The organism is Enterobacter sp. RHBSTW-00593 (assembly GCF_013784105.1).
In the GTDB taxonomy this organism is placed as follows: domain Bacteria; phylum Pseudomonadota; class Gammaproteobacteria; order Enterobacterales; family Enterobacteriaceae; genus Enterobacter; species Enterobacter ludwigii.
On record NZ_CP056394.1, the window covers coordinates 1 to 23,104 of the forward strand.

21 protein-coding genes and 1 pseudogene are annotated in these 23,104 nt (G+C 52.6%); 12 read left to right on the plus strand and 10 right to left on the minus strand.

Features of this window, described 5'->3' with window-relative positions; genetic code table 11:
- Together repA and HV242_RS23650 are read left to right on the plus strand one after the other, a co-directional pair.
- Positions 1-1,014, plus strand: coding sequence for a plasmid replication initiator RepA (gene repA / locus HV242_RS23645; RefSeq protein WP_111969580.1), 1,014 nt, complete (start codon positions 1-3; stop codon positions 1,012-1,014).
- A gap of 846 nt (positions 1,015-1,860) precedes the next feature.
- Complete coding sequence (locus tag HV242_RS23650) at positions 1,861-2,091, plus strand: DUF2767 family protein (protein WP_074167074.1); 231 nt, start codon at positions 1,861-1,863, stop codon at positions 2,089-2,091.
- A gap of 20 nt (positions 2,092-2,111) precedes the next feature.
- Here HV242_RS23650 and HV242_RS23655 read toward each other — a convergent pair whose 3' ends face one another.
- Both HV242_RS23655 and HV242_RS23660 read right to left on the minus strand, forming a co-directional pair.
- Positions 2,112-2,879 carry a TraX family protein gene (locus HV242_RS23655; protein ID WP_063418556.1) on the minus strand — a complete coding sequence of 256 codons (768 nt, stop codon included), beginning with the start codon at positions 2,877-2,879 and terminating at the stop codon, positions 2,112-2,114.
- 450 nt (positions 2,880-3,329) lie between these two features.
- Positions 3,330-3,716 carry a hypothetical protein gene (locus HV242_RS23660; RefSeq protein ID WP_133052143.1) on the minus strand — a complete coding sequence of 129 codons (387 nt, stop codon included), beginning with the start codon at positions 3,714-3,716 and terminating at the stop codon, positions 3,330-3,332.
- Positions 3,717-4,330: 614 nt separating this feature from the next.
- Here HV242_RS23660 and HV242_RS23665 point away from each other — a divergent pair.
- Positions 4,331-5,133: pseudogene (locus HV242_RS23665) on the plus strand (DUF4225 domain-containing protein).
- On the opposite strand, the gene HV242_RS23670 reads toward HV242_RS23665, so the two are convergent.
- Complete coding sequence (locus HV242_RS23670) at positions 5,108-5,437, minus strand: hypothetical protein (protein WP_047361365.1); 330 nt, start codon at positions 5,435-5,437, stop codon at positions 5,108-5,110. The pseudogene HV242_RS23665 and the gene HV242_RS23670 sit on opposite strands and share 26 nt — an antisense overlap.
- A 155-nt stretch (positions 5,438-5,592) precedes the next feature.
- Between HV242_RS23670 and HV242_RS23675 the strand changes: the two genes are divergently transcribed.
- Entirely contained in the window at positions 5,593-6,264 is a 672-nt protein-coding gene (locus HV242_RS23675; RefSeq protein ID WP_181616948.1) for an SOS response-associated peptidase family protein, read from the plus strand.
- On the opposite strand, the gene HV242_RS23680 is transcribed toward HV242_RS23675, so the two are convergent.
- Genes HV242_RS23680 through HV242_RS23695 form a run of 4 tightly spaced genes read right to left on the minus strand, consistent with a single transcriptional unit; the run spans position 6,231 to position 8,855 of the window.
- The gene (locus tag HV242_RS23680; RefSeq protein WP_111969575.1) at positions 6,231-6,728 is read right to left on the minus strand and encodes a thermonuclease family protein; all 498 of its coding nucleotides are present in this window, start codon (positions 6,726-6,728) and stop codon (positions 6,231-6,233) included. The two genes, HV242_RS23675 and HV242_RS23680, sit on opposite strands and share 34 nt — an antisense overlap.
- Positions 6,725-7,405, minus strand: a complete 681-nt coding sequence (locus HV242_RS23685) for a DUF6884 domain-containing protein (RefSeq protein ID WP_111969574.1) — start codon at positions 7,403-7,405, stop codon at positions 6,725-6,727. The genes HV242_RS23680 and HV242_RS23685 overlap by 4 nt, the downstream gene beginning before the upstream one ends.
- Positions 7,402-8,625, minus strand: a complete 1,224-nt coding sequence (locus tag HV242_RS23690; RefSeq protein WP_181616949.1) for a hypothetical protein — start codon at positions 8,623-8,625, stop codon at positions 7,402-7,404. Before HV242_RS23690 ends, HV242_RS23685 begins: the two co-directional genes overlap by 4 nt.
- Positions 8,622-8,855: a hypothetical protein gene (locus HV242_RS23695; RefSeq protein ID WP_139157192.1), complete on the minus strand. Its 234-nt coding sequence runs from the start codon at positions 8,853-8,855 to the stop codon at positions 8,622-8,624. Before HV242_RS23695 ends, HV242_RS23690 begins: the two co-directional genes overlap by 4 nt.
- 269 nt (positions 8,856-9,124) lie before the next feature.
- Here HV242_RS23695 and HV242_RS23700 point away from each other — a divergent pair, with 269 nt between their 5' ends.
- A complete protein-coding gene (locus HV242_RS23700) occupies positions 9,125-10,630 on the plus strand; it encodes an RES family NAD+ phosphorylase (protein ID WP_111969569.1) in 1,506 nt (501 codons plus the stop codon).
- 191 nt (positions 10,631-10,821) lie between these two features.
- On the opposite strand, the gene HV242_RS23705 is transcribed toward HV242_RS23700, so the two are convergent.
- Positions 10,822-11,172 carry a hypothetical protein gene (locus HV242_RS23705; RefSeq protein WP_111969568.1) on the minus strand — a complete coding sequence of 117 codons (351 nt, stop codon included), beginning with the start codon at positions 11,170-11,172 and terminating at the stop codon, positions 10,822-10,824.
- A 573-nt stretch (positions 11,173-11,745) separates the two neighbouring features.
- Between HV242_RS23705 and HV242_RS23710 the strand changes: the two genes are divergently transcribed.
- Positions 11,746-11,931, plus strand: coding sequence for a hypothetical protein (locus HV242_RS23710; RefSeq protein ID WP_111969567.1), 186 nt, complete (start codon positions 11,746-11,748; stop codon positions 11,929-11,931).
- A gap of 71 nt (positions 11,932-12,002) precedes the next feature.
- Here the strand turns inward: HV242_RS23710 and HV242_RS23715 are convergent, their stop codons facing one another.
- Positions 12,003-13,226: a hypothetical protein gene (locus HV242_RS23715; protein ID WP_111969566.1), complete on the minus strand. Its 1,224-nt coding sequence runs from the start codon at positions 13,224-13,226 to the stop codon at positions 12,003-12,005.
- An 875-nt stretch (positions 13,227-14,101) separates the two neighbouring features.
- Positions 14,102-15,700: an EAL domain-containing protein gene (locus tag HV242_RS23720; RefSeq protein ID WP_249417874.1), complete on the minus strand. Its 1,599-nt coding sequence runs from the start codon at positions 15,698-15,700 to the stop codon at positions 14,102-14,104.
- Positions 15,701-17,180: 1,480 nt separating this feature from the next.
- Here HV242_RS23720 and HV242_RS23725 point away from each other — a divergent pair.
- From HV242_RS23725 to HV242_RS23750, 6 genes are read left to right on the plus strand one after another with little or no spacing between them, the layout of a single operon-like run.
- A complete protein-coding gene (locus HV242_RS23725; RefSeq protein ID WP_111969564.1) occupies positions 17,181-17,729 on the plus strand; it encodes a fimbrial protein in 549 nt (182 codons plus the stop codon).
- A gap of 44 nt (positions 17,730-17,773) precedes the next feature.
- Positions 17,774-18,499 carry a fimbrial biogenesis chaperone gene (locus HV242_RS23730; protein WP_111969563.1) on the plus strand — a complete coding sequence of 242 codons (726 nt, stop codon included), beginning with the start codon at positions 17,774-17,776 and terminating at the stop codon, positions 18,497-18,499.
- Positions 18,474-19,031: a fimbrial protein gene (locus HV242_RS23735; RefSeq protein ID WP_181616950.1), complete on the plus strand. Its 558-nt coding sequence runs from the start codon at positions 18,474-18,476 to the stop codon at positions 19,029-19,031. The genes HV242_RS23730 and HV242_RS23735 overlap by 26 nt, the downstream gene beginning before the upstream one ends.
- Positions 19,032-19,038: 7 nt before the next feature.
- Positions 19,039-19,746 (plus strand): fimbrial biogenesis chaperone, encoded by a 708-nt coding sequence (locus tag HV242_RS23740; protein ID WP_181616951.1) that lies wholly within the window; start codon positions 19,039-19,041, stop codon positions 19,744-19,746.
- Positions 19,743-20,471 carry a fimbrial biogenesis chaperone gene (locus HV242_RS23745; protein ID WP_111969560.1) on the plus strand — a complete coding sequence of 243 codons (729 nt, stop codon included), beginning with the start codon at positions 19,743-19,745 and terminating at the stop codon, positions 20,469-20,471. The genes HV242_RS23740 and HV242_RS23745 overlap by 4 nt, the downstream gene beginning before the upstream one ends.
- Before the next feature lie 60 nt (positions 20,472-20,531).
- A complete protein-coding gene (locus HV242_RS23750) occupies positions 20,532-23,102 on the plus strand; it encodes a fimbria/pilus outer membrane usher protein (RefSeq protein ID WP_111969559.1) in 2,571 nt (856 codons plus the stop codon).
- Positions 23,103-23,104 lie beyond the last annotated feature (2 nt).

The window sequence follows — 23,104 nt, forward strand, 5'->3', positions numbered from 1 at the left end:
GTGAATGACAATCAGATTTCTGTTCACTGGTCTGAGCTTCCGGCCGAAGAGTTAATCCGTTTCTGGCAGGACGTTGATGCCGGCACACAGGATAATTTTCTTACTGAGCCGGTCAAAAAGCGGACCCGCCGTAAGCGCGGTGAACACTCCACAAAAGCCAAATGTGAAAACCCGTCCTGGTTCCGTCCTGAGCATTATAAAAAGCTCTCCGGGGAACTGGGGCATGCCTACAACCGTCTCGTGATGTTCGACAAGCGGACCGGTCGCCCCAGACTGCGCGTTCACGTTTCCCGTCATCCCCTTTTTGTCACGGGTCGCCGTAAGGCAGGACGCAAATATGGTTTCCGGCCGGAACGCCGGTGCCTCATCGACTCCCTCTGGCCCCTGCTCATCAGTTTCTGTGATGGCGGCAAGCATACCGTCGGCATGTGTATCTCCAGGCTGGCCAGAGAGTTAAGCCCGAAGGACGCTAAAGGAAATGTCGTCCCGGAAACGGAGGTGACAGTGTCACGATTATCCCGCCTGATTGAAGAGCAGGTACGCTTTGGTGTGCTTGGGCTGGCGGAAGAGCGCACCTGGGATCGGGAATCCCGCTCCTGGCTGCCGACCTACGTCTATATCACCCCCCTAGGATTCCAGATGCTGGGCGTCAATATGGACAAGCTGGTTAAGGAGCAGGATAAGAAGCTCCGTCAGAGCGCCGAGCGCGAGCAGCTGATCCGGGACGGGGTGATTAACGAACATGATGATGTTCAGCCCCACTCTGCGCGTAAATGCTGGTCTGCCCGTAAGCGCCGTGAAGCACTGACTTACCGTCGTAAAAAAGGCGCTGAGCGTAAACGAGCCAATAACCTGATAAAGCTGCCGGTGGATGAACGTCTTCATGCCATGGAAAAATGGGTTTTCAAAACCCTTCCTCATGATGAGGCGTACTGGTGTACGCCGGAACGACTGACACAGCTGGCGATTCAGCATCTTTACCAGCTGGACCTGGCGCTGTCACCGCCGGACTAGCCACGACATACGGCACATCATCTCCCTCTGTTCACATGCCCCTCGCCGGGGCTTCTGGTGCTGGTTTTCCCCGGAAAAATTGAGCGTTTTTTGTTCTCGTCACCCGGTCGGGCTGCATTTCCTGACGCAAACGCATTACCCTGATGGCCTGGAATACCGATGAATCCTTTTTTCCACAGAAATCCGCAAACGAATAAGTCACCTTTTCCGGAAAGGAAAAAAACAGAACCCGCAATTTAATCTAACCCCCTTTTTTTATCGCTCTGTTCATTTCATTCCAGAGTGGATCTTTGTCTTCCGCCACTCTGTGGATAATTAAAAAGGCCTTCGCATGCAGCGGCCTCACGGCCGCGCGCTCAGATGAAAATCAAAAGTACCTCCCGTCGCACGCGCCGGGCCCCGTTCTGGCCAGAACCTGACACCGTCTCCTGGCCTGACCCCTGCTAAACCGACGCCGCCCCGGCCCGGAGGGCCGGAACACCCTCGCTTTAAGAGGGATGTTGTAACTAGTATTAAGAGTAGGTGCAGATAAGTCGCGGTAATCCCTTCATACACGCTCGTAAGCGCCTGACGGCGCTAACGCGGAGATACAGCCCGTCAACGGCCGGAGGCCTTGACGGACTCACTCCGACCGCGCACATTAGCAATCGGAAAGCTTCAAGCGGGTATGGCTTTGCAGGGAAAGGGATGGGATTGGCAGAACCTATCAATCCGTAACGGCTGATGCCGGTTACGACGCCCCTCACCAGAATCACCCGGTTAAGCTCCGGCTGGCGTCTCCATGCCGCTTCGCGGCATCATGGCCATGAGCCTTCATTTTGAATATCACTCTGCGGGGGTGACCGGATGGACTATTCAGATACCTTCATGCGACAGCATGAGGAAATGTGCCAGGTGGTGGGCAGTATTGTGTTTTCGCTTATCGAAGCCGGGCATGACTCAACAAGCGAAAACATCGTGCTCGTGCTGCGCAACGGGCTTGCCGAAACCGAGAGATGGGAACCGGACCAGCTTCTGTACCTCCAGCTGGCCATTGATTTACTGCAGCGTGGCCGCTACATACCCGGACCGGGCTGACCCCGGAAACGGTGTCAGGTTTACCAGAGCTTTTCAAGTATGAGCAGGACCAGCAGATGGCCGGTATAGGCCATATAAAAGAAATGACGCGGCATAAAACGCTGACGGCCTGCCGGGCAGAGGTCCGTGCACAGGGACATTGCTATCAGGGGGAATACCAGTGTTGGCAGTGTGGCCAGTAATAATGTCTCTGCAGGCATGCTGAGCAGATGCGTGATACCGTTTAAGCAGAGCAGTGACAGCACGGCAACAATGGCGGCCTTGCGCTTCATTTCGGGGGCAGAGCTTCCCGTAACGGTTGCCAGGCTGACGGCCAGTATGACGCCCGACAGGCCATAACTTGCGGGCTGAAGCGGAAATATCATGAGCGCCAGAAGCAGTCCACCGACAAGGTTTCCCTTCTGGCCATACCGGTACCGCAGGGCGAGCAGCTGCGTGACGCCGGCGAACACGAACAGGATGTTCATCGCCCACCACGGCTGGTGCTCCAGGAAGGCCAGGCTGAATACCGGCTGCGTGATGACTGCCCAGATCCACAGCCGGTTTGCCCTTATCTGCAGACGTTCTGGCGAACGCTGCACGTTCATCGCCCATATAAGCGTGAACAGGGGGAAGGCCATCCGGCCAAGCGCATACATCACCGGCCAGGCTGGCGTCAGAAACAGCGTATTGATGTGATCGATGAGCATGGCCAGAAGCGCCACGAGCTTGATCATATCCAGTGCTGCCGGGCTGGGTTGGCCGGTTTTCTGCAGGTTGTGAAATGCATCGGGTACGAACAGATTCATGCTGAATACTCCCCAGACGACATGCGGTCAGCAGCCAGCCCTGAACAGAATGCCAGAATACTCTGCCGGTTTGCGATGTCACCCTGACTTTTAATTTTTCCAGAATTTTGCGCACCGCAAATTCTGATTTATCCCGCAGCACACGCATGGCGCCGGTCACATCTTTATTCTGAATACAAATAGTTAAAATATGAAAATCGTTCATGTATCACCCCGTCCGTACTATATTGTTATCGGCAACAACCACAACATATTTAGATTAGGGGACGCACTGACCTGTAAATAATTATTTCAGTTTCGCAGGGCACTTTCTTTATTTACGAAATAACCGGCCATTAAATGACAGCAACCAGAATTAGCCCACACCAGTATAATACACTTCCTTTTTATAATTTTCAGCGAATATCTCTTTGCCGGACATTCATCCTGACATGTTCTTTCTGTAAAATATTAACTGAATACAGACCAGGAATCAGCTTTATCCAGCTGATTCCTTATGAGAAACGCATCAACTTCTCCTCTCATTGCCGGTAACAGTTCCAGCGTATCAAGCTGCCCGGCAGGATCGTATTTTTCTGGTTCGTCATTTAACTCACAGCCTGCCCGGTGCATAACAATGACACTGATAGTCATTATATAGGGCTGCTCATCGTAGTGGTAGCCTGGTGAGTCAGGGTACTGTTCTTCGAACAGTTCGATCAACCGGAGAGTTTCCGCTTTTATTTCCTTTTCCCTGGAGATAATCAGTGCCATTCGCCGTGCTTCTTCTGATTTAATGGCCTGTTCTGCATCTTTGAGAGCCTGTCGTTTACGGGGGTCTCCCGATCTCTTTTTCATAATTGTTGAATCTCAATATATTGAATGTACTAAATATCAGTATTTATAACATTAGCCGTTTTATAAGACCATTATCAACCCCTGCGGCGCATCATTCAGTGAAAATTACCCGGCCTGCAATTTCTTTTCGTCTGGCAGCCGTACATCGTGTTCTACAGATAAAGTTAGATTACAGGCGGATAAAAGTCTTTCACTGAATATGATACAGGATGTGCATCTCCGCATGAAAATTCTGCGCCTGAATCAGTATGCCCCTCCTGAAGCCCGGGACCTTATTCGCAATTCTCTGACGACAGCGATCGACAGATAAATCCGCAGATGGCTCGTTTGACAGCGAGTACGTAAGAGGAACGGGGCTGTTAAATAGGGGGGAGACCGGGTAGCTGCGTTAAATAGCAGTGCCTGAATGGGGATACCACCAGGCTTTACCTGTTTACTCTGATGGCCAGACGGGTAACGTCAGGAAAGGTGACGAGCGGCGGATCTGTGTCAGGTCGTTTTCAGCAAGCGTGTTTATTTGAGGAAAAGTTAGTGAATGCTGCAATATTATACGTTTCTCTTATTTACCCCTTGTATAATGTACTTTCGTTCTGACAACGGATAAGGAATATGTAATGGATATCGCGATTTTTCCCGGGCAGAGCCGGCGTCAGTGGGCTGATACAATGATTAATCTGGAAGCCCGAAAGCTTGTAAATACCGCAAATACCGTCGCGTCCATGCACCTCAGTGATTCACTGACCCGTCTGAAATTCGTGGATGAAATAAGACAGGTTGTCATGCAACAGTTTGACGCGGCGAGAAGAGCAAGGAGCGATGAAGAATGCATTGCCTGCCTGAAGAACCTCAGGGCTGAGAATGAGTTCCTGCTTGAACAGTCGCGCATGCTGAAAACCGGTTATGCCCGGATCTACGCTGAAATTCAGTATGTGACAGAGCAGAATAAAATTGTCGGATACTTCATATCCGGGATTAAGGTCGTTCTCGCCGGCGTTCAGGCTGTGTTTGGCGGTGTGATGATCGCAACGATGACGCCTGCTGGTATGCTTGCCGGTGCCGTTCTGGTCGGTGATGCCCTTAATACGGTATCACGGGAGGCAGCCCGTCAGTTCCTGAATGAACCTGCTTCAGAGGGGATCCTTGCGGACGGTGCCATGTCCGTAGCGGAGTTTATGGGCTTCAGCCGCGATGTCGGCCTGGGGATCTTTAATGCAACCACGCTTGCAGCCAGCGTTTATGGTGTGTTTGGTCTGACCGGGAAAGCTGAGGCCTGGCGTCTTTTCCGTTATCTTCCCGGAGACTATTACCGCAAGGTGGAAACCATGTCTCCGGGCAAACTGACGATGAAGGTTCTGGGATGGGGGTCAGTGCAAAGGTGGTACTGGAACTCCTTACCCGTGATGACCGGAATCGCTGATATGTGATCTCATCAGCTTCCATGATTTATAGCCAAGTCTGACCGGCATCACCAGAAGCAGCACAATCAGCAGAAAGACGACGGCAACCACGCAGGAGATAAGATGGCTGGCGCTGCCAAAGAACGCGGTGAGCAGGGTGATGATGGCCATCCCGCCGGTGATCCAGGCTACCGACAGGAAATAGCCGGCCAGATCCTTCAGAACCTTTTCCTGCGAGTCCCCCGTCGCCTGGTGACGTTTGATTCGCTCGATATCCTTACTGGTGAATCCTGCCGCGATAAGTTCCTGGTTTTTCACTGTCATTCACGTCTCCTTTAACCTGATAAAAAGAATACACTATTTAGACGTCCCGTACCTTCCTGCTTTTGCCCCCCTGTCCGGATCGTTGTGCCGTTGCCGTTAAACAATCCATGCATCCCATTTTTCCTATACTTACCCTTTAACGGCAGGAAACGTTTATGTGTGGACGTTTTTCTCAGTCACAGACCCGCGCCGAATACCTGGCTTATCTGGCCGGTGAGGTTGATGCCGGGTTTTCTGCAGTACCGGAGCCTATTGGACGCTACAACGTGGCGCCGGGTACCCGGGTGCTGTTGCTCAGTGAAAGCAATAACCAGCTGCAGCTCGACCCTGTTCTGTGGGGATATTCCCCGCCGTGGTGGCACAAAGCGCCCCTGATTAATGCCCGTGCTGAAACTGCAGCTGAGGGACGTATGTTTCGTCCGCTGTGGGAACGCGGCCGCGCCGTTGTGTTTGCTGACGGGTGGTACGAGTGGGTGCGCCAGGGGAACAAAAAACAGCCGTATTTTATTTACCGCAGGGACGGTCAGCCCGTGTTCATGGCTGCCATTGGTGCGCGGCCGTTTGGACTGAGGGATGACGGGGAAGGGTTTGTTATTGTCACGGCAGCTGCGGACAAAGGGCTTCTCGATATCCACGATCGTCGTCCTCTGGTGCTGACGCCAGAGGACGCCCGGGACTGGCTGCGCGAGAGTCTCAGTGGTGACGAGGCGGGCAGGACAGCCAGACAGGGGGCGGTGCCTGCTGAGGCATTCACCTGGCATCCGGTTTCCCCGGCGGTCGGCAACGTGCGGAATCAGGGAGCGTCTCTGACAGAACCTCTCTCCTGATGATGGCTCCGCCAGCGCCAGGGTTCTGTCTGACCCGGAACTGACCAGAGCCCGATACCCTGCCGGCGGGCTTCGGCTTCCAGCTGAGCGTAGTCAGTCCGGGCCGGTTTTCCGTGGTACCGGTATACCCAGGCCAGCCCTTTGCGGATCTGCGCGGCATTCACATCCGTCGCGCCAAGCCACACGGTGCCCAGCAGCCGCCCGTAGCGATCCGTTTCTTCACCCGTGATGGTTACGTTACGCTGCGCCACCATTGATGTGAGTTCCTGCCTGGACCGCTGGCCAAAGGGCTGGTTCTTTTCCGGCGCATCGATGCCGGCAAGACGAACGCGCGTCAGGCGGTTCCCCGTTTCAAGAACCTCAACGGTATCCCCGTCCAGCACGCGAACGATCCGGCCGCTGATATCTGCGCTGGCCGGGAAGGTCACCACGAGCAGGAGCATGGCGCTGAGTTGCCGGATCATGCATATACCTCACCTGCTGTACTGCTGTTCAGTTTTTCATTACCAATGATCTGCAGGGCGTAACTGACATTCAGTCCGGTCATGTTGGTATTCAGCTCTTTCATCATATCTGCGCTCGTATACCGGACACTGTCCTTCAGGCCGCCCTGGTAGCCTTTGGAGGTGACAACCTGCAGCTGTTCAGGCGTACGTAACGCGTCCCTCCCCGCGAGCAGGTCTTCTTCAACGGCACGCAGGTACACCGGAGAGGCGGCCACCACAAACCGATCGTCAGGCCTCGCCTGCATCAGCGCCCTCAGGGAGGTACACCGTCGTTCCGAAGGTGGACGCATTGTCAGTCGTTCCCAGTGAGTGCGATGGCAGAATGGCATCGAGGAAAACGTTGCCTCATACGGGACCACAGGATCAGAGGCATGCAGTAGCCCCAGACCCGCTGAAATCACCCACATCTCCGCACCGTTACGCGCCGCAGATGCTGCTGCCCTGCTCCAGTGCTGGCCCGTATACAGCTCGCCGGCGGTCATGGGGGGCGATCCGCGACGGGCCTGCGCCAGTCTTTCCAGCCAGAGCCCGTAAGCCTTTCCGGCATCGCGTTCATCCGGAAAGACTGTTTCACCTGCAGCCAAGGTTTTGCGGCGCGTGCAGGTCACAATCAAATGTACGTTGCCTGTGCTCATGACGGCGTCCCCGCGCTGTCGTCGTTCCAGACGATCACCGTGGCCAGATGTTCCGCCACCTCCCGCCCCGTGTAACCGGCCAGGATCGCCAGCGCCCGGGCGCCTGCGTCACGGGACAGCGGACTGCTGAACCCGAATCCGTCCGTCATCAGGAGCCACTGCAGACGTTCTGTCCAGCGCTCGCCGGGTTTGCGGACCGGTGAAAACACTATCTCCGTCAGCTGCTCGCGGTTGCAGTACAGCTGGCGCTGTTCGAGTTCGTCCAGCAGGTTGTTAAGCTCACGCCGGTCAGCTTCTTCCTGACTCACCTGAGCCCAGCGGATGCGGTGCAGCCGCAGCTCCTGCGCCTGTTCGCTGGTGAACCCTGCGCGGGCCAGCAGGTCAGACAGCGTGGCCTGCGTGTCTTCTTCATACCCGGCAGCCGTGAGCGGGAACGCCTCCGGACTGTCGCGCAGAACGTGCAGCAGGCGCGCCGGTGCCGGCAGGTCGCGGAGCGCCCCGCCAGGCATGATCATTGCCATCCTGATCTCCTCATTCAGACCACTGATCCCCTGCGCCTGCAGCGCGCCTTCCAGCTGGCGTAACCAGGAGGACGTCTGGTCTGCCGGCGCGCTACAGTCCGGTATACCCGCCTCCGGCGTGGTGCTTTCATTAACCTGTATCCGGACCGCAATCCCCGCATCGTGGCAGGCCTGCAGCCAGGCGGCGACCTGCAGGGGATCACCTTCCAGGCGCGTAACCTGCCCGGCCGCGCTCCACAGCTGCAGGCAGGTGGTACCGTCAAGACGGATAACGTAGTCGCCCCGGCACGCCAGGTGCCAGCGACCGTCGAGCTCCACCGGGCGGTCGTCAGCTTCCTCTGCCTTGCTGCGCGGGAACAGGGGCAGAACCCGGACCGCCGTTGCTCGCTGCTCCGCCAGGACGCGAGCCTGTTCGTCAGCGAGAAGCGGGGCGGCCAGCGCACGGCCAGCGTTCGTCAGCTCAACGGCCAGTTGCATGTTCGGGGCGCGCAAGGTGCGCAGCCAGCCCGCGGCTTCCATGCGCCGGCAGGAGGCGCGGAGGTTCGGCCCGTACACCGGGGCCGAACCGCCCTGCTCCAGCACCCGCTCAATATCTCTTGTCGCCACCGGTCCCGGACGTTTCGCACCGAGGGCGGCCAGCACAATCAGTATCCGCCGCTGCAGCGGGGACGGGCGGCGGCCTTTTACCGTGTCAGTCATGCCTTCATTCCGTTTGCGAATTCCTGAAGAAGCCGGATGTCATCCTGTACCTGTCTGATGTCGGATGCGCCTTCAGTAGCAAGTTCAGACCACAGAAGTATGACCGCCTCAACGCATGCCAGCTTTGTATCTGCAGTCTGCCCCCTGCGTTCTTTGATAGCTTTAATCACCTCTGCCGTTCTTGCTGTCAGTTGATGGTAGCTGAGTGAAAACGTTATTTCTCTATCCATCCTGCACGCTCCGTCTGATAATGCCCGGTTAACTGGATAATCATATTTGGTTTGATTTATACATAAATTTGTAAATATCATATCAGATATGATTATGTGCTTGATGAAAAATATCACACCTAATATGATTTTTAGCATGTAGCTTAATTGTCATATCCTTTTCCGGTTTCCCGCCGCGCAGATCCTGAAATTGTCTAATTCTGAAATGTCAGTCAGATTACGTCTGATACACTTCCTGAGCAGAGTAATACCTCGGAGATAGCCCTTTTATGAATGCAGAAAAGTCAGATGAGAGTTGGGTTTGTGCTGGTTGTATTGCCGAAGAATTTTTACGCCACAGGATTCAGAAGGAAGGAACTTTAGAGACCTGTCATTACTGCGCGGAAGTCCAGCCCTGTTTCTCCCTGGAGGAGGTATGTGACCTGACAGAAACAGCCATTGAAGCTCATTTTTACCGGACCCCCACTGAACCGAACGATATGGAATATGCCAGTCTTCGTCATATTGACGGTTATGAGTGGTTCCGCGAGGGGGAAGAAATCGTGCAGCTCATTGAGGATTTACTCCAGATAAGTCGTGAGCTTGCTGACGATATTCAGCAGTTGCTCGAATACAGGCATTCTGATTTTGATTCCGATGTGATGGGACTGGAGACCGAGTTTGCCCGGGAGTCCTGTTATGCTGAACGCAGTCAGATCAGCACTGGCCGTCTCGATTCCATGTGGATAAATTTTGTTACCTCACTGAAAACTGAATCACGTTTCATCAATAATGCCGTGAGCTCCACCCTGGACGGCATATTCCGGGGGGTAGAGACAATGCGCGCCCGTGGAAAAAAGCCTGTGATTATTCACGCCGGCCCGGGTACCGCTATCCCGTCACTGTACCGTGCCCGGTGGTGCCGTAATCATCATGAGATGGAACAGATACTTGTGACACCGGACAAAGAGTTAGGGCCGCCGCCGCATCAGATCAGCGGTGCCAACCGTATGAGCGCCAGAGGAATTTCGGTCTTCTATGGCGCCAGTTCAGTCGATACGGCTATTTCAGAGATACGTCCACCGGTAGGCTGCAACGTGGTGTGCGCTAAGTTTAACGTTATCCGACCGCTCCGTCTTCTGAACCTGCCAGCACTGGAAAGTGTTCTGGAGAGTGGAAGCCTACTCGACCCGGACTACATAAAAAGACGTGAGCAGGCCGCGTTCCTGTCCACACTTATCAGCAGGATTGTCGCTCCGGTTCTGCCCGGTGAAGAAGACTTCAGCTATATCCCGACTCAGGTCATAGCTGAATACCTGGCGGATCCTTCCCGGTTTAATCTTGACGGTATCCTTTATCCCTCCGTGCAGCTGCCGGGGGCGGATCTGGAGGAACGGTATAACGTTGTGTTGTTCCATAAGGCCTCCCGTGTTGCCTTTATGACTCTACCGGCAAAGGAAGACTGCATAATCAGATATGGCCATCAGTATGCCGAAGATGACTGGGAGCCAGATATCTGTGTTACAGAAGTTATTTCGACTCAGGAAACCCTTTCTCCGCGGGCAGACAGGCATGATCTTTCCGGCCTATCGCTTCAGGACGATCGCCGGGCACCATCCCTGGAGATAGATCTCGGTTCGGTCAGCGTTCACGGTATACGGGCTGCCCGGTTTGAATACTCCACTGATGCCGTCAGGCGTAGCTCATACCACTATACCCCGCAGATTAAAGAACCTTCAGGCTCCGTATCTCCACCATGGGAAACCGCCTCTGGTCTGGAGAACGATCCGTTCTAGCACGGAATTTCATCTCTTTCCCGACCCGCCACGATGTACATTACGGAGCGGCCCCGTGATATCACCTATTTATCTTTCGCCGGAAGGCAGACGTGACAAAACGGCGGTGCTCCGCAGAAGCACCGCGCGTTCAGCCCCGGACAGGTGGTTGATTTCTGACCGGGGTAGCTGTTAAACTGTGGATCTCTCGTTCAGAGAACCTTTCGGCTGATAGCGTCAACTATCCAGCCGAAGACATAGTTAACAACGTTGGAACCGACACCGGTTATGGTCATCGCAATAAAAGGTGAAGCTGCTAACTTCGCCACTATTATTGCCTTGACCCACGGAGCGAAGGCGAAAGCCATAGCCACCACAAATGCGATGTTGATTGCCGCAAGTAAGCCGCAAAGCACCATTTGCTGGTAGTTACGAGCCTTGCCACAGGTGTAGGCTTTCTTCAGTAATCCGCCTGTACGCCCGTAAATGATGTCGTAAATAATACTGCCAATGCTATAAATAGGGTGGGCTTGTGCCACCACGTCCATAATGTTTGAATCCATTGAGATTTATCCTTATAAAAAAAGTTTGATTTCCTGAAAAATTGCGCATCGCAATCTCCTGGTTCGTTTATGAAAATAGGGTGCCCTGCTTTCCACCCGTAGTGGCCGCATAAGTCTTACCCTGTATGTACTACTCTGGTTTTACTGCCGTCTAAGTTGTGTTCATGCATTACCTCCTTATCTCTCTATTTTACGTTCAGCATTCTGCTTTCCCGGCAAAAAAGCGCAAAAATCCCTCACCGGAATGACGCACTATCTGATGCGGATTCAGTGTAAGGATGGCTAAGTTTTTTTATACCTGGACGTGACCAGAGCGGGTCACAGTAGGAATGTTATACCTGACGTGGTAAAAAGTAAACAAAAACGCTCTCTTGAATTGTACTCCAATTAATACATCAAGGTCATTAGCAAAAAGTGCTATTTTGTTTTATCCATCATCGCCCGGATAGGAGAGCAGCCCGGATAACGCATTTTCTGAGCCTGCCCCATGTTTGGGGAATAAAAATAGCCGGGAGGCTGTCGTGTCGTGACGCCACAATCAGGGCTGTGACTCAGCGAAAGAGGTACAGAAACATGAACCAGAAACGTCAGACAGTACAGATCCGCTGGCTGGACACCCGGCAACCATCGCAGCGCACCGGCAATGAGGCGGTGATCTTCTCGGACGAATGCTGGGCTGGCGGTTTGCGTCTGGCCGCCAGTCCGGCCGTTCACTATGAACTTGTCATGGCCGCCATACGCTGGACGCTGATTAACTGAAGGGGTACAAAAAAGGCCCCTGCTGGGGCCTTATGCATTGTCCGGGCGTGTCAGTTCAGAAGGCCTGGATCTTAGCTGTAGCGAAAATCACTGCTGAGCAGAGTGGCTTCTGCTGTTGTCAGCCACGGCGCAGTCATTTCTGCGAATCGCACCGGGTCATCAATGGTACTGAAGCTGCCAAATTCCGCACGGATTTGCGCAAGAAGATCATGCGGCAGTTTTCTGGCCGCCTCCCAGGCGTGATGATAAGGACTGTCCATACCGACCGGGCTTTCCACAAACGCCCGGCTGACATATGGCAGGTATTTCGCCAGCATTTCTTCGGCATAGCGGACTGCCATACCCTCATCAAGGGCACTGGTTCTGAGCATGCCGTCCGGGGCGATCTTCGGATTGAGCAGATGGACAGCCTCGTGGCTGACCTGATAAAAAAACTGCTCCCAGCTGTCGTAACGCCAGCCGATACAGACCCCATAGTCATAGCTCCGGGCGATAGGTTGTGATTCATGAAAAGTGATGATCTGGGAATTCATTACGCCTTGCTCCTCACGCTGACGGTTATAGAACGGCGTGATGTAGGTTCTGTCCGGGTTTGCCCTCTCTCCGTAGCGTGTCTCCAGGTCCCTGAGCATGAAAAACAGAACGAAAGTTCGCAGATTATTACAGTCTTCATTCCACTCACGGGGGGAAAGAACAAGCGTTTCCGGTGCTCGACTCAGAATCTGCTGGGTCTGTTGCTTTAGCTCAGGAGAAAGCTCCCCCGCGTCCTCACAGAGCTGCTCCAGCATTTTCAGAAAACGATAGTTGAGGTTTGCTGCCCCGATGGCCTCGCGGATCTGTCGCAGATATCCGGCAAAGGTCCCGTCCTTCAGGCTGTCGATGATCTTCTCGTGCCAGCCGGGGTTTTCTTCTGTCCATTTCATCACGGCCTGGCTGCTGGCATACCGGCAGAGATAGTTGCTCGCCTTTGCTGGCACTGATTTAAGTACATAGTCCACGCTGGTCGGGTACACGCGGGTATAAATGGCGACGGCCGGGGCAACTTCAGACGTCAGACCATTTTCCAGTAGTTTGGTGATAAAGGTGCTGAAGGCACCATGGGGGGTAATGAAGTCCGGCGATCCTTTCAGCAGCAGGGCATGCTCCAGAGCTTCACGAACCTGAGGCGAAAAGGCCTGCATTTCATCAGCCCCTGAGAGTTCTGTTTTGACGAAACGGGCCAGTTGTTTTTCGATCAGGGCGTCCAGCTCGCGCTGGTCCTGCTCTGTTCTTACCGTGACACGCTTTTCTGTCATCCCAGCGTTCTTGGAGAAAGTGCGCTTCCGCCTGGCTCGTTCGACGGCTGATTTAATGCTCATAGGAAATACCTCTTTGACGTAGTTTTAAAAAAAAACATAAAAAACCGTTCGCGTTCGGTTTGTTTCAAATTTATATATCCATTCAAATTTAAGCAATGCTCTTTTGGTTAAATTTTTCATATTCATTTTTGGAATGGATGGTGCATTTCTATATGCGTAAATGAATATGCCTCATTTCCTTCACCGGAGATCCGAAAACTCCCGAAGTCGGATGGGTACTCGTACAGTGGGTCTGGCAAGCCAGTCCATTTACTCTCACGTTTTCTCTTTTTCAGCAGCCCAGCATTCGGCCGGATGGGCACTGTCTGTATGCTCATGCCTCTAACCTGGCCGGTCAGCGTCAGTTTTGCTTCTGCACATGGCATACTTCCACATACCGGTTCAGTCCGACATAATTTCTTTTCACCCGTTAATATTCCCGGCGGATACGGGCGGTTTATCGTTGCGCATTCTGACGCTACAATTCTGAGTAATCGGACAGGCCTTATTCGGATATAATGAATCGTATTTTTTATCGGGGAAAATGGTACAAAATAACTGCACGCACTTCGGATGAGTTTCGTCTTCAAGTCCCGGGTGAGCGTAGCGCTATGACGTTGTCACGGGCTGCTCTGCAAAAAACTGTCTGGATTCACTATGGGCTTAGGCATAAGTTTTTCAGTAAAGATTTTTTGGAATTATCCCGGTGTTTTTTTATTCTAAATAACAGTAACTTGGATTAATAACTCTGAAAGTCAGTATGAGCTGATAAACTCGGGTTCAGGGTATAGTTGAGAGGATAGTCAGACAGTGGCATCCATATTTTCGACCTTTCATCTGCTTTCTGATGGCCTGCTTAATGACTGTATATAGTCATCAATCGGTACGGGACGGTAAAAATAATAGCCCTGAAATGTATCTATACCCATTTCCTGAAGAGCCTGAAATTGCGTATCATCTTCCACTCCTTCAGCAATAATGCGGCAATTAAATTTATGTGCCAGACTGACCATGTTCTTCACAACCAGCGCTGACGCCGCATTCGTACTCACGTTTGACGTGAACATTTTATCCGCCTTGATAAACTCCGGCTGGAACTGCTGCAGGTAGCTGTAGTTTGCATACCCGGTACCAAAGTCATCTAAAGAGAACTGAACGCCAAGCTGCCGGAGTTTTTCCGTCACGGTGCGTGTCTGCAGGGTATGCTCTATGGACTCCCGCTCGGTGATTTCGAGGACTACACGGGCTTTCAAACTTTCAAGACTGGACTGGAACCGCGTGCAAAGCGTGACTATTTCATCATTCTCAAAATTGACAGCGCTGGTATTAAAGCAGATAAACAACCCTTCAGGCAGGTATTTTTCCTGGTCCTTCATCTGCTGAATCACTTCGTCAAAACAGATTGCCGTCACTTCCTTAATCAGACCGGATTGCTCAGCCACGGAAATGAATTTGTCCGGGGGGATAAAACCGAGCTTCGGATGCTCCCAGCGAACCAGAACCTCCCCGCCCACGATCTGTCCCTCTTCACCTTTCACAATAGGCTGAATCCAGGGTTTCAACTGTTTGTACTTTATGGCTGACCGAAGCATAAATTCTATTGTTTCACGATAGCCCAGGTAGCTTCGGAATAACCAGCTCAGCAGTAACGACACAACCAGAATGGCTATAAGCAGGTTCCGTTGATAGTGAATAAAAGTGAAGAACCCAGCGTGTCCTGCGCGATCGGCAATCACAGTGTAACGAAAATGGTCTGATGACAACGCGACGGGAAGCCTGATATCCGGAGTTAAGGAAACATGGCCATGACGATCCAGGTAGCGTTCCCCTACCTGCAGGTACAGATGAGAATCCCCATCCAGCACTCTAAGCACATTGTACAGATAGTAGCCGTCGATACCGATTAACACGCTGTTACCGCGACCGTCCTGCAGGGTATAGACAAGCAGAGATTTGGAAGGTGTGATCTGGTTGCCTCCCATCAGGATCAGGGAATCATCGGGATAATCTGCCTGGTTAAGACTGAAGGTTTTTCCGCCAAAAACAGACGTGCAGTAAATCTCATTATGCCGTACCATGCTCACTGTTCTGATATCAGGGATAGTGGCTACAATGGTCCGGATACTGGTCAGAACTTCTTCGCTGCAGCTTTCTCCCAGATAACCTCTTGCACGAGTAGCAGCCTGTTTGGCGTGGCCAAGCGTCACATCCAGACTGGCAGTAGCCTGTTTCAGACGCAAATGGATTTCTTTATCGACAGCATTCTGCATCTGCAGATAGCAGAGTGCAGTACCGAGGCCCATTACCAGCAGGAAGAATGCTGGCAGCAGGAGGCGATGATACGTCGGTGTTCTTGTCATAAAGATGTACCTGGACGGAAAGCCATATGATTTTCTGGCATTGACTGGTACCAGGCTAAACAATGAATGCATCCACCTCAAGCGAAGGTTTCCAGTCTGTATAGTACCTCACAGAAATACTGCCGCAGGCCATACTCATTGTTCAAGTCTGATCCCTGCTGATTTTCCACTGATCTAACAGACCCCCTGGAGTCATTTAAGATGATTTATAAAAAGCGGTATAGCTGTTTACTGAAGAGTTTAAATTTGAAGCGGTAAAACAAATTGTTGTTGGCAGTCATTCTGTTTGCAGCCTGCAACATGTCTCTTTATTGCCACCCACAGTTATTATGCCGGGATAAAGACTTATGATTCTGTTTCTGTCACCAATAATGTTTATTCAGATGCTCAGGTTGATATCCGAAAGGCTCAGAAAGTGCTGAAGCAGGTGATTGCGAACGGAAAAAATTAAAATGCTGCGTCGCAGTTCTCAAAGCCGTCAGACTAAGGTAACCATTACCAGAGACAACAACCAACGTAGGCCTGTCCGTCTGCATTGGCCTGGACCTGGATATTAATCCGAGTGGGGTAACCTCATTCAACATAGTCTCACGGAGGCCACTACACCAGACTGGGAAGATTAAGCAGTTCTGACTGTAGTCTGGCTACGTTTATGGCTATCCCAACATCCATCTCGACCCGTGGGATACCTAGAATTAACCGGGTCTGACTGCTGATGAAGCCTTCCTATTTAAAGATAAAATTATTTATAACTATAGATTTTTTTTAGCACGTTATGCGTGAAAACACATTTGCAGTCGTTCATTAATACCCATTCCTTCCATGATGTCAAAGAAAACCCGCATAACATCATTTGGTTTTATTAATGATGCCAATCAGCAAGTTACAGTTATTACGAGCATCTTTCGCGATAAGCCATCATACCTGTCATCATACAAGAGATAACTAAATACCAGAGGTTTTTTGAATGAGATTTCCATGTAACCATATGATAAGTAATGATATTTTTAACTTAATGTTTAGATGATTTTAATTGACTACGAAAAATCCTGGCTGAAGTTTAATATTGTCCTTCGTTAGCCAGGTGCGAATATCTGACTGCTGATTGCAGGCATAGTTACAGCACCGTTTTCTACCGCTGCACTTTGTGGTTAGTAAATATCGGGTGAGCAGAAAATTTGAAGTATTATGCTACTTATATTTGAGGTAGGGTTTTTGGTGGTATTTAACTGTTTTTAACAGTGCTTTGTAGTTGTAAAAACCAGTCAGCGCGAGGGCGTGGAGTGTTAAATGCTTTTGCCTGCTGGAATAGAAGCGAAAACTTTATTTTGTTTTGAGTTGATTGCTGGTTTTATAAATTTATAATGTGCCCAGGAAAAATCTTGTTGGTTAATTTGATTTCAGGTTTCTGTTTTTATTAAACCAATGCGAGACATTCACGACAAACTATTCTCCCACACCCTTAAGGATCTGCCTTGGGGGGTGCCGTATTTATTGCCGGTACGGACTGGTTCAAAAGGCAATATTTTAAATCAATTAAGGAATTATATACATGCGTAAGTCTATGATGATGTTAGCTCCGGTTGCAGCAATTTTGTTTGCAGGGACCGGTATTTCTCATGCGGCCTCAAACGCCGAAATTACCATAACGGGTAATGTGGTAGCGTCGACATGTGACGTTTCCGTCTCCAATCCAAATCTGGACCTGGGCAACTTTGCTAAAGCAGCATTTACTGGTGTTGCCACCCCGGTTCCTGCAAGCATCAAAACCTTTACCGTGGGTTTAAGTAACTGCGGCACGCCGCTGGCGGCAGGTGATAAAGCTGGCATTATCGTCAGCGGTCAGACCCTGGGCGGTAACCCGAACATCTTTAACAGCACCGGCACAAATACCGGCGTCATGTTAAGTCCGGTGGCCACACCAACCGCTTACATCAGTGCGGGGCAGAAACTGAACATCGCAACGGCGGGTACCACGCCTGCCGTCGGGGATTTCAATGGTAAATCCATCAGACTCCAGGCTGGCCTGGCTTCCAGCTCTGCGACTCCTGACATTGGCATGGTCAACGCGCCTGTTCTGTTCAGCTTTGCCTATAACTGATGTTAATGGGGTGGGCCTGTGGCCCACCTTTCCGGAGCAGTAGTATGAAACGTTTTATTCCCCTTTTTACACTGATGCTGACCCTTCTGGGTTCACCTCTGTCGGGCTGGTCTGCGGGATTTGGTATTAACGCCACCCGTCTGATTTATCCGGAAGGGAAGTCCAGTATCGACGTTACGGTACGTAACACCCTCACCCAGGGACCATATCTTGTCCGCGCCACCCTGAGTGGTAAACAGGATGAACACACTGTCGCCCCGTTTTCCGTGACGCCACCACTGTTCCGCCTGGAGCCCCAGAGCACCAATCAGATCCGTATTTCATTCAGCGGTGCATCCCTGCCGTCAGATCGGGAGTCAGTGTTTTATTTTCATGCCACCGCTATTCCGACAAGCACGCAACCGGATCCTGCTCAGCAGGGTAATGACATTCAGGCTCAGATGCGCTTTGGCGTGGGTAGCATCATCAAATTGTTCTACCGCCCTGCCAGCCTGAGTGGTTCTTCAGCCGCGGCCCAGAAGGGGTTGCAGTTCACACGTGTGGCAGGTGGCGTGAAGGTCAGTAACCCTTCCCCCTATTTTATCAGTCTGTCTGAAATAAATGCTGGCGGGCAAAAACTGGCTCTGGATACGCCGGAAGCGCTCATGCTGGCGCCGTACGGCAACCACACCTGGTCTGTAAAGTCAGCCCTGGCTGCCGGCAGTAAGGTGCAGTGGCAAACCATCAATGATTCGGGGGGCATCGATGCGCATAATGCAATGCTCCCGTAAGTCCTCGCTTGCGGCTCTCATCGCTGCCTCTGCATTTTTATCCGCACCAGTGCAGTCAGTCACGCTTGATTTCTCGGCAGTACTGGTTCAAGGAACATGCACCATCAGTCTTGATAAAAGCACACTTGATTTAGGCACCATTACCAAATCTCAGTTGCGTGCAGGCCAGGTCGTCGCACCGCAGCCTTTCGTTCTCTCTGTGCAGGGCTGTAGTGGTGGTGGGCCAACCCTTACGCCTGTCGTTACTGTCACTGGTAATGGGATCCGTCAGGACAATAAATATTTGTTCCGTAATGCAGGTTCTGCTACCGGTACCGGGATTCTAGTGTTCATTAGTAATTCTGTGCCGGAATACAACGCTCAAGAACTCATTAATGGCACTCATATTAGCGTGGGTCCGACAGGGACAACCCCGTCTGATAGGAAGATCAATTTTTATGCCGGAGTAAGTTGTGGTGGCATCACTGGTTGCGCCACAACGGGTACAGGTAACGTGACAGCTAATCTGATGTTCAGCTTTGCTTATATGTGAGTACGTAATGAAAACGCGATTTAACAGACTTGCATTCACTTTGTTGTTTATTTGCCTCTCTTCGCATGCCGGAGACGGTGGAATTCGACTGGGGCAGACGCGCGTTATTTTTTCTTCTTCAGATAAGGCGCAGACTATTACCCTGAGTAACAGTGGCCAGAGTGCCTATCTCATACAGTCTCGTGTCCAGAAAGGTCCTGAAGATACCGCAGCTGCGCCTTTTATTACGACTCCGCCACTTTTTTCACTGAAAGGGAAAAGTAGTCAGATCCTGCGCATCCTGCCGCAGAACTCTGCTCTGCCTGCAGATCGGGAATCCCTGTTTTATCTTTCAGTCTCTGCTATTCCGGCCCGCACGGAACCCGTGATGTCGGACGACCGGGTGTCGGTTGGTGTCCGCTTTTTGCTGAAGCTGTTTTATCGCCCCCAGGGACTCCCGGAAGCAGATGCCTGCAGTCTTACATTCAGTAAGGATGCGCAGGGTTTACGGATCGCGAATCCCGGGGCCTATTACCATACGCTTGGCGCGCTCAGCATTAACGGGCGTTCTGTTCCGCTGGACCAGCAGCCGGTGATGGTCGCACCTGAAAGCAGTTTCAGTCTGGCTGTTGACGGGCCGTTCAGGAATATAGTCTGGCAGACGATTACCGACCACGGCGGCCTTTCGCCCCGTTGCGAGCAAAAGAGTTCAGTCGCCGGAGAAACCTCACCATGAAGCACCTGATTTACATGCTCCTGACTCTGTTGCTGGCTGGCGGTGTCAGTCCGGCACAGGCCCGGGTTTCCACTCCGGGGATCTCTTTTTACGTACTTCGGGTTATTTACCCGGAGAGTGAGAAACAGGGCGTAACGCTTACCGCCTATAACAAAAGCCAGGCACCTTACCTTATTCAGTCTACGGTGCGTCCCGTAGAACCGTCCAGCGGCGGCGTGAATATGGACTGGCAGGGCACGCCGGCGATGCCGTTTATTGTCACCCCCCCGCTGGCGCGTCTTGAGTCGGGTGGAGAACTGACGCTGCGTATTCGTCGTAATGACGTCCAGCTGCCCGCTGACCGGGAGTCGGTATTTTTTATCTCGATGAAAGCGTTGCCCGCCCAGCAACCGGGCGGGGAACTGATGGTGATGACGGTCGTCAGCAACATGAAGCTGTTCTACCGCCCGGAAAGTCTGGCAAAACGCGCTGTCGCAGATATGGCACCCAGGCTGTCCTTTAAACGGACAGGCGACCAGCTGACGGCGATCAATCCGACACCCTACTGGCTCACGTTTTCACGTCTGTCGGTGGGTAACAAAGCCCTGGATAAATCATCGCTGCGTCTGATGGTGCCGCCATTCGGTCAGCAGAGCTACCCTGTGCCTGCCGGTGCTGCCGGCGGGATCACATGGCAACTGATTGATGAGGATGGCTGGGACACGCCTGTTTCCCGGCAGGGTTAATTTATTTTTCCTTCCTGACTCGCTGCAGGAAGGTGCTTTATCTCTGTGGATTATAAATACATGAAATTACATCCAGTTGCAGCAGCACATTACTCACTTCTCATGTGCAGCCTGTCTGTTTCCACCGCCTGGGGGCGTGATTACTTTGATCCGGCCCTGCTGTCGTTAGGCAGCGGACAGAGCGCGGTCACCGATCTCAGCGCATTTGAAAATTCCGGGCAGATCCCGGCGGGTACCTACCTGGTAACGGTACAGGTTAACGGCAATGATTACGGGCAGCACAACGTCACCTTTACGCCGGATGAAAAGGGGCAGGTCAGTCCAGAGCTGACGCCTGCATTTCTGAACGAAACAGGGGTAAATACCACTGCATTACCGGCTTTTGCGGGGATGCCGGAGAATCAACCGGTCAGTGAACTGAGCTCACTGATCCCGGATGCCCGTGTTCATTTTGATTTCAGACAACTGCGTCTGGAATTAAGCATCCCGCAGGTGGCGATGAAACCGGATACCAGCAACCAGGTCGATCCTGCTTTATGGGATCAGGGTATTCCGGCCTTTTTACTGAATTATACCGTCAACGGTGGACGCAACCGCCAGGAGGGCCAGTCAGGCCAGCCTGCCAGCGAACAGACGAACCTGTTTGTGGGGCTGCACGGCGGGCTGAACTGGCAGGCATGGCGCCTGCGCAGCGATATGAACTATATGCGTAATGACAGCCGAAGCGGGAATTACGGGACGCAGCGCGAACAGCAAACACAGTTCTCCAACACTTACCTGCAACGCGATATTCAGGCCTGGCGCTCTGACATTGTGGTCGGGGAGAACAACACCGGCAATGACGTCTTCGACACCATCCCTTTCCGGGGTGTCAGGCTCAGCACCAGCGAGGAGATGCTGCCGGTCAGCCAGCGGGGCTTTGCGCCGGTTATCAGCGGCATTGCGCAGAGTAACGCGCGGGTTACCGTCAGCCAGAACGGCAATGTGGTTTATCAGACTTATGTCGCCCCGGGGCCTTTCCGCATCAGCGACCTTTACCAGACCGGCCAGGGCGGGGATCTGACAGTGACCGTTGCTGAAGCCGACGGAAGCATACGTACCTGGACACAGGCATTTTCGGCTCTGCCGCTGATGCTGCGTCCAGGAGGGATGAAGTATGAGCTGACAGCAGGCCGTTACAATGGCGGTATTACCGTTGCGTCAAGGGAGGCGCCTTTTACGCTGGCAACGCTGATGTACGGCCTTCCCGGTGATATTACGTTGTACGGCGGTGCACTGATCGCTGAGCGGTATGCTTCCCTGGTGGCGGGTAACGGAATATCGCTGGGAAATTTCGGGGCATTATCTGCAGACGTGACCGTCTCATCGGCCCGGATGAACAGCGAAACGCAGCGCGGCAGTTCGTACCGGGTTCGCTACGCCAAGAGTCTACTCAGCACCGGTACCTCCGTGGACTTAATGGCGTACCGCTATTCAACGAGACATTATTACAGCTTTGCCGACTTCAATAACAGCGGCTACCAGCTCTCGGAGGGACAGGTCCCCTGGGCTCTGGCCAGGCAGCGTTCGGATATCCAGGTGCGACTCACTCAGCAACTCAATGAACTGGGGTCAGTATACCTCTCGGGGATACGCAGTGATTACTGGGGTAATCAGCCGGACAATAACACCTTGTCTGCGGGCTACAACGGTAACTGGTGGGGGATGAACTTCGGTCTGGCATACAGCATTGACCGCATAAAGTCGGGCGGAGACTGGCCGCAGGATCGACAGCTGGTATTCACCATGCAGGTACCGTTCAGCCTGTTCAGTTCATCGGCAGCCCTTAACCGCAGCTATGCCAGTTACCAGATGACACATGACAGCCAGGGGCGTGTGCAGCAGCGAGCCGGTATCAGCGGTTCGGCTGCCGAAGACCGTCTGTCATACAGTGTGATGCAGGGATGGAGTAATGACAGTCAGAGCGGAAACGACAGCAGCTCCCTGAATCTGGGATGGCAGGGGAGTAAGGGAATGGCCAGCATGGGTTACGCCCACAGTAGCCGCTACAGCACACTTAACATGAGCGGTAATGGCGGCCTGGTGATACATCCCGATGGCTTAACCCTCAGTCAGCCTCTGGGGACGTCGGTGGCTCTCGTTAAGGCCCCTGGTGCTGCGGGGACGAGTGTAATGCAGGGCGGTATTCGTACTGACAGCCGGGGATATGCGGTGGTGCCTTATCTTTCACCTTACGAGAACAACACCGTCAGCCTGAACCCGTCAACCCTGCCGGAAGATGTGGATCTGCCACAAAGCAGCAGCAATGTTTACCCGACCAAGGGGGCTGTGGTGGCGGCAACCTTTAAAACCCGTACCGGGTATCAGGCGTTACTTACCCTGACCAGAGCGGGTCAGCCGGTACCTTTTGGTACGCTTGTCACACCTGACGGGGATGAGAATGAAAGCAACAGCGCTATTGTGGGTGATGGCGGACAGGTGTACCTGAGCGGGCTACAGGAACAGGGTAAATTAACCGCGGTGTGGGGACGTGGTGCCGAGCAACAGTGCCGGGCGACATTCAATCTGGCCAGCGCCAGGGTATCAGCAAATAATCCGGTGCGCATGCTGACCGTGCGCTGCGAGGAATAAAA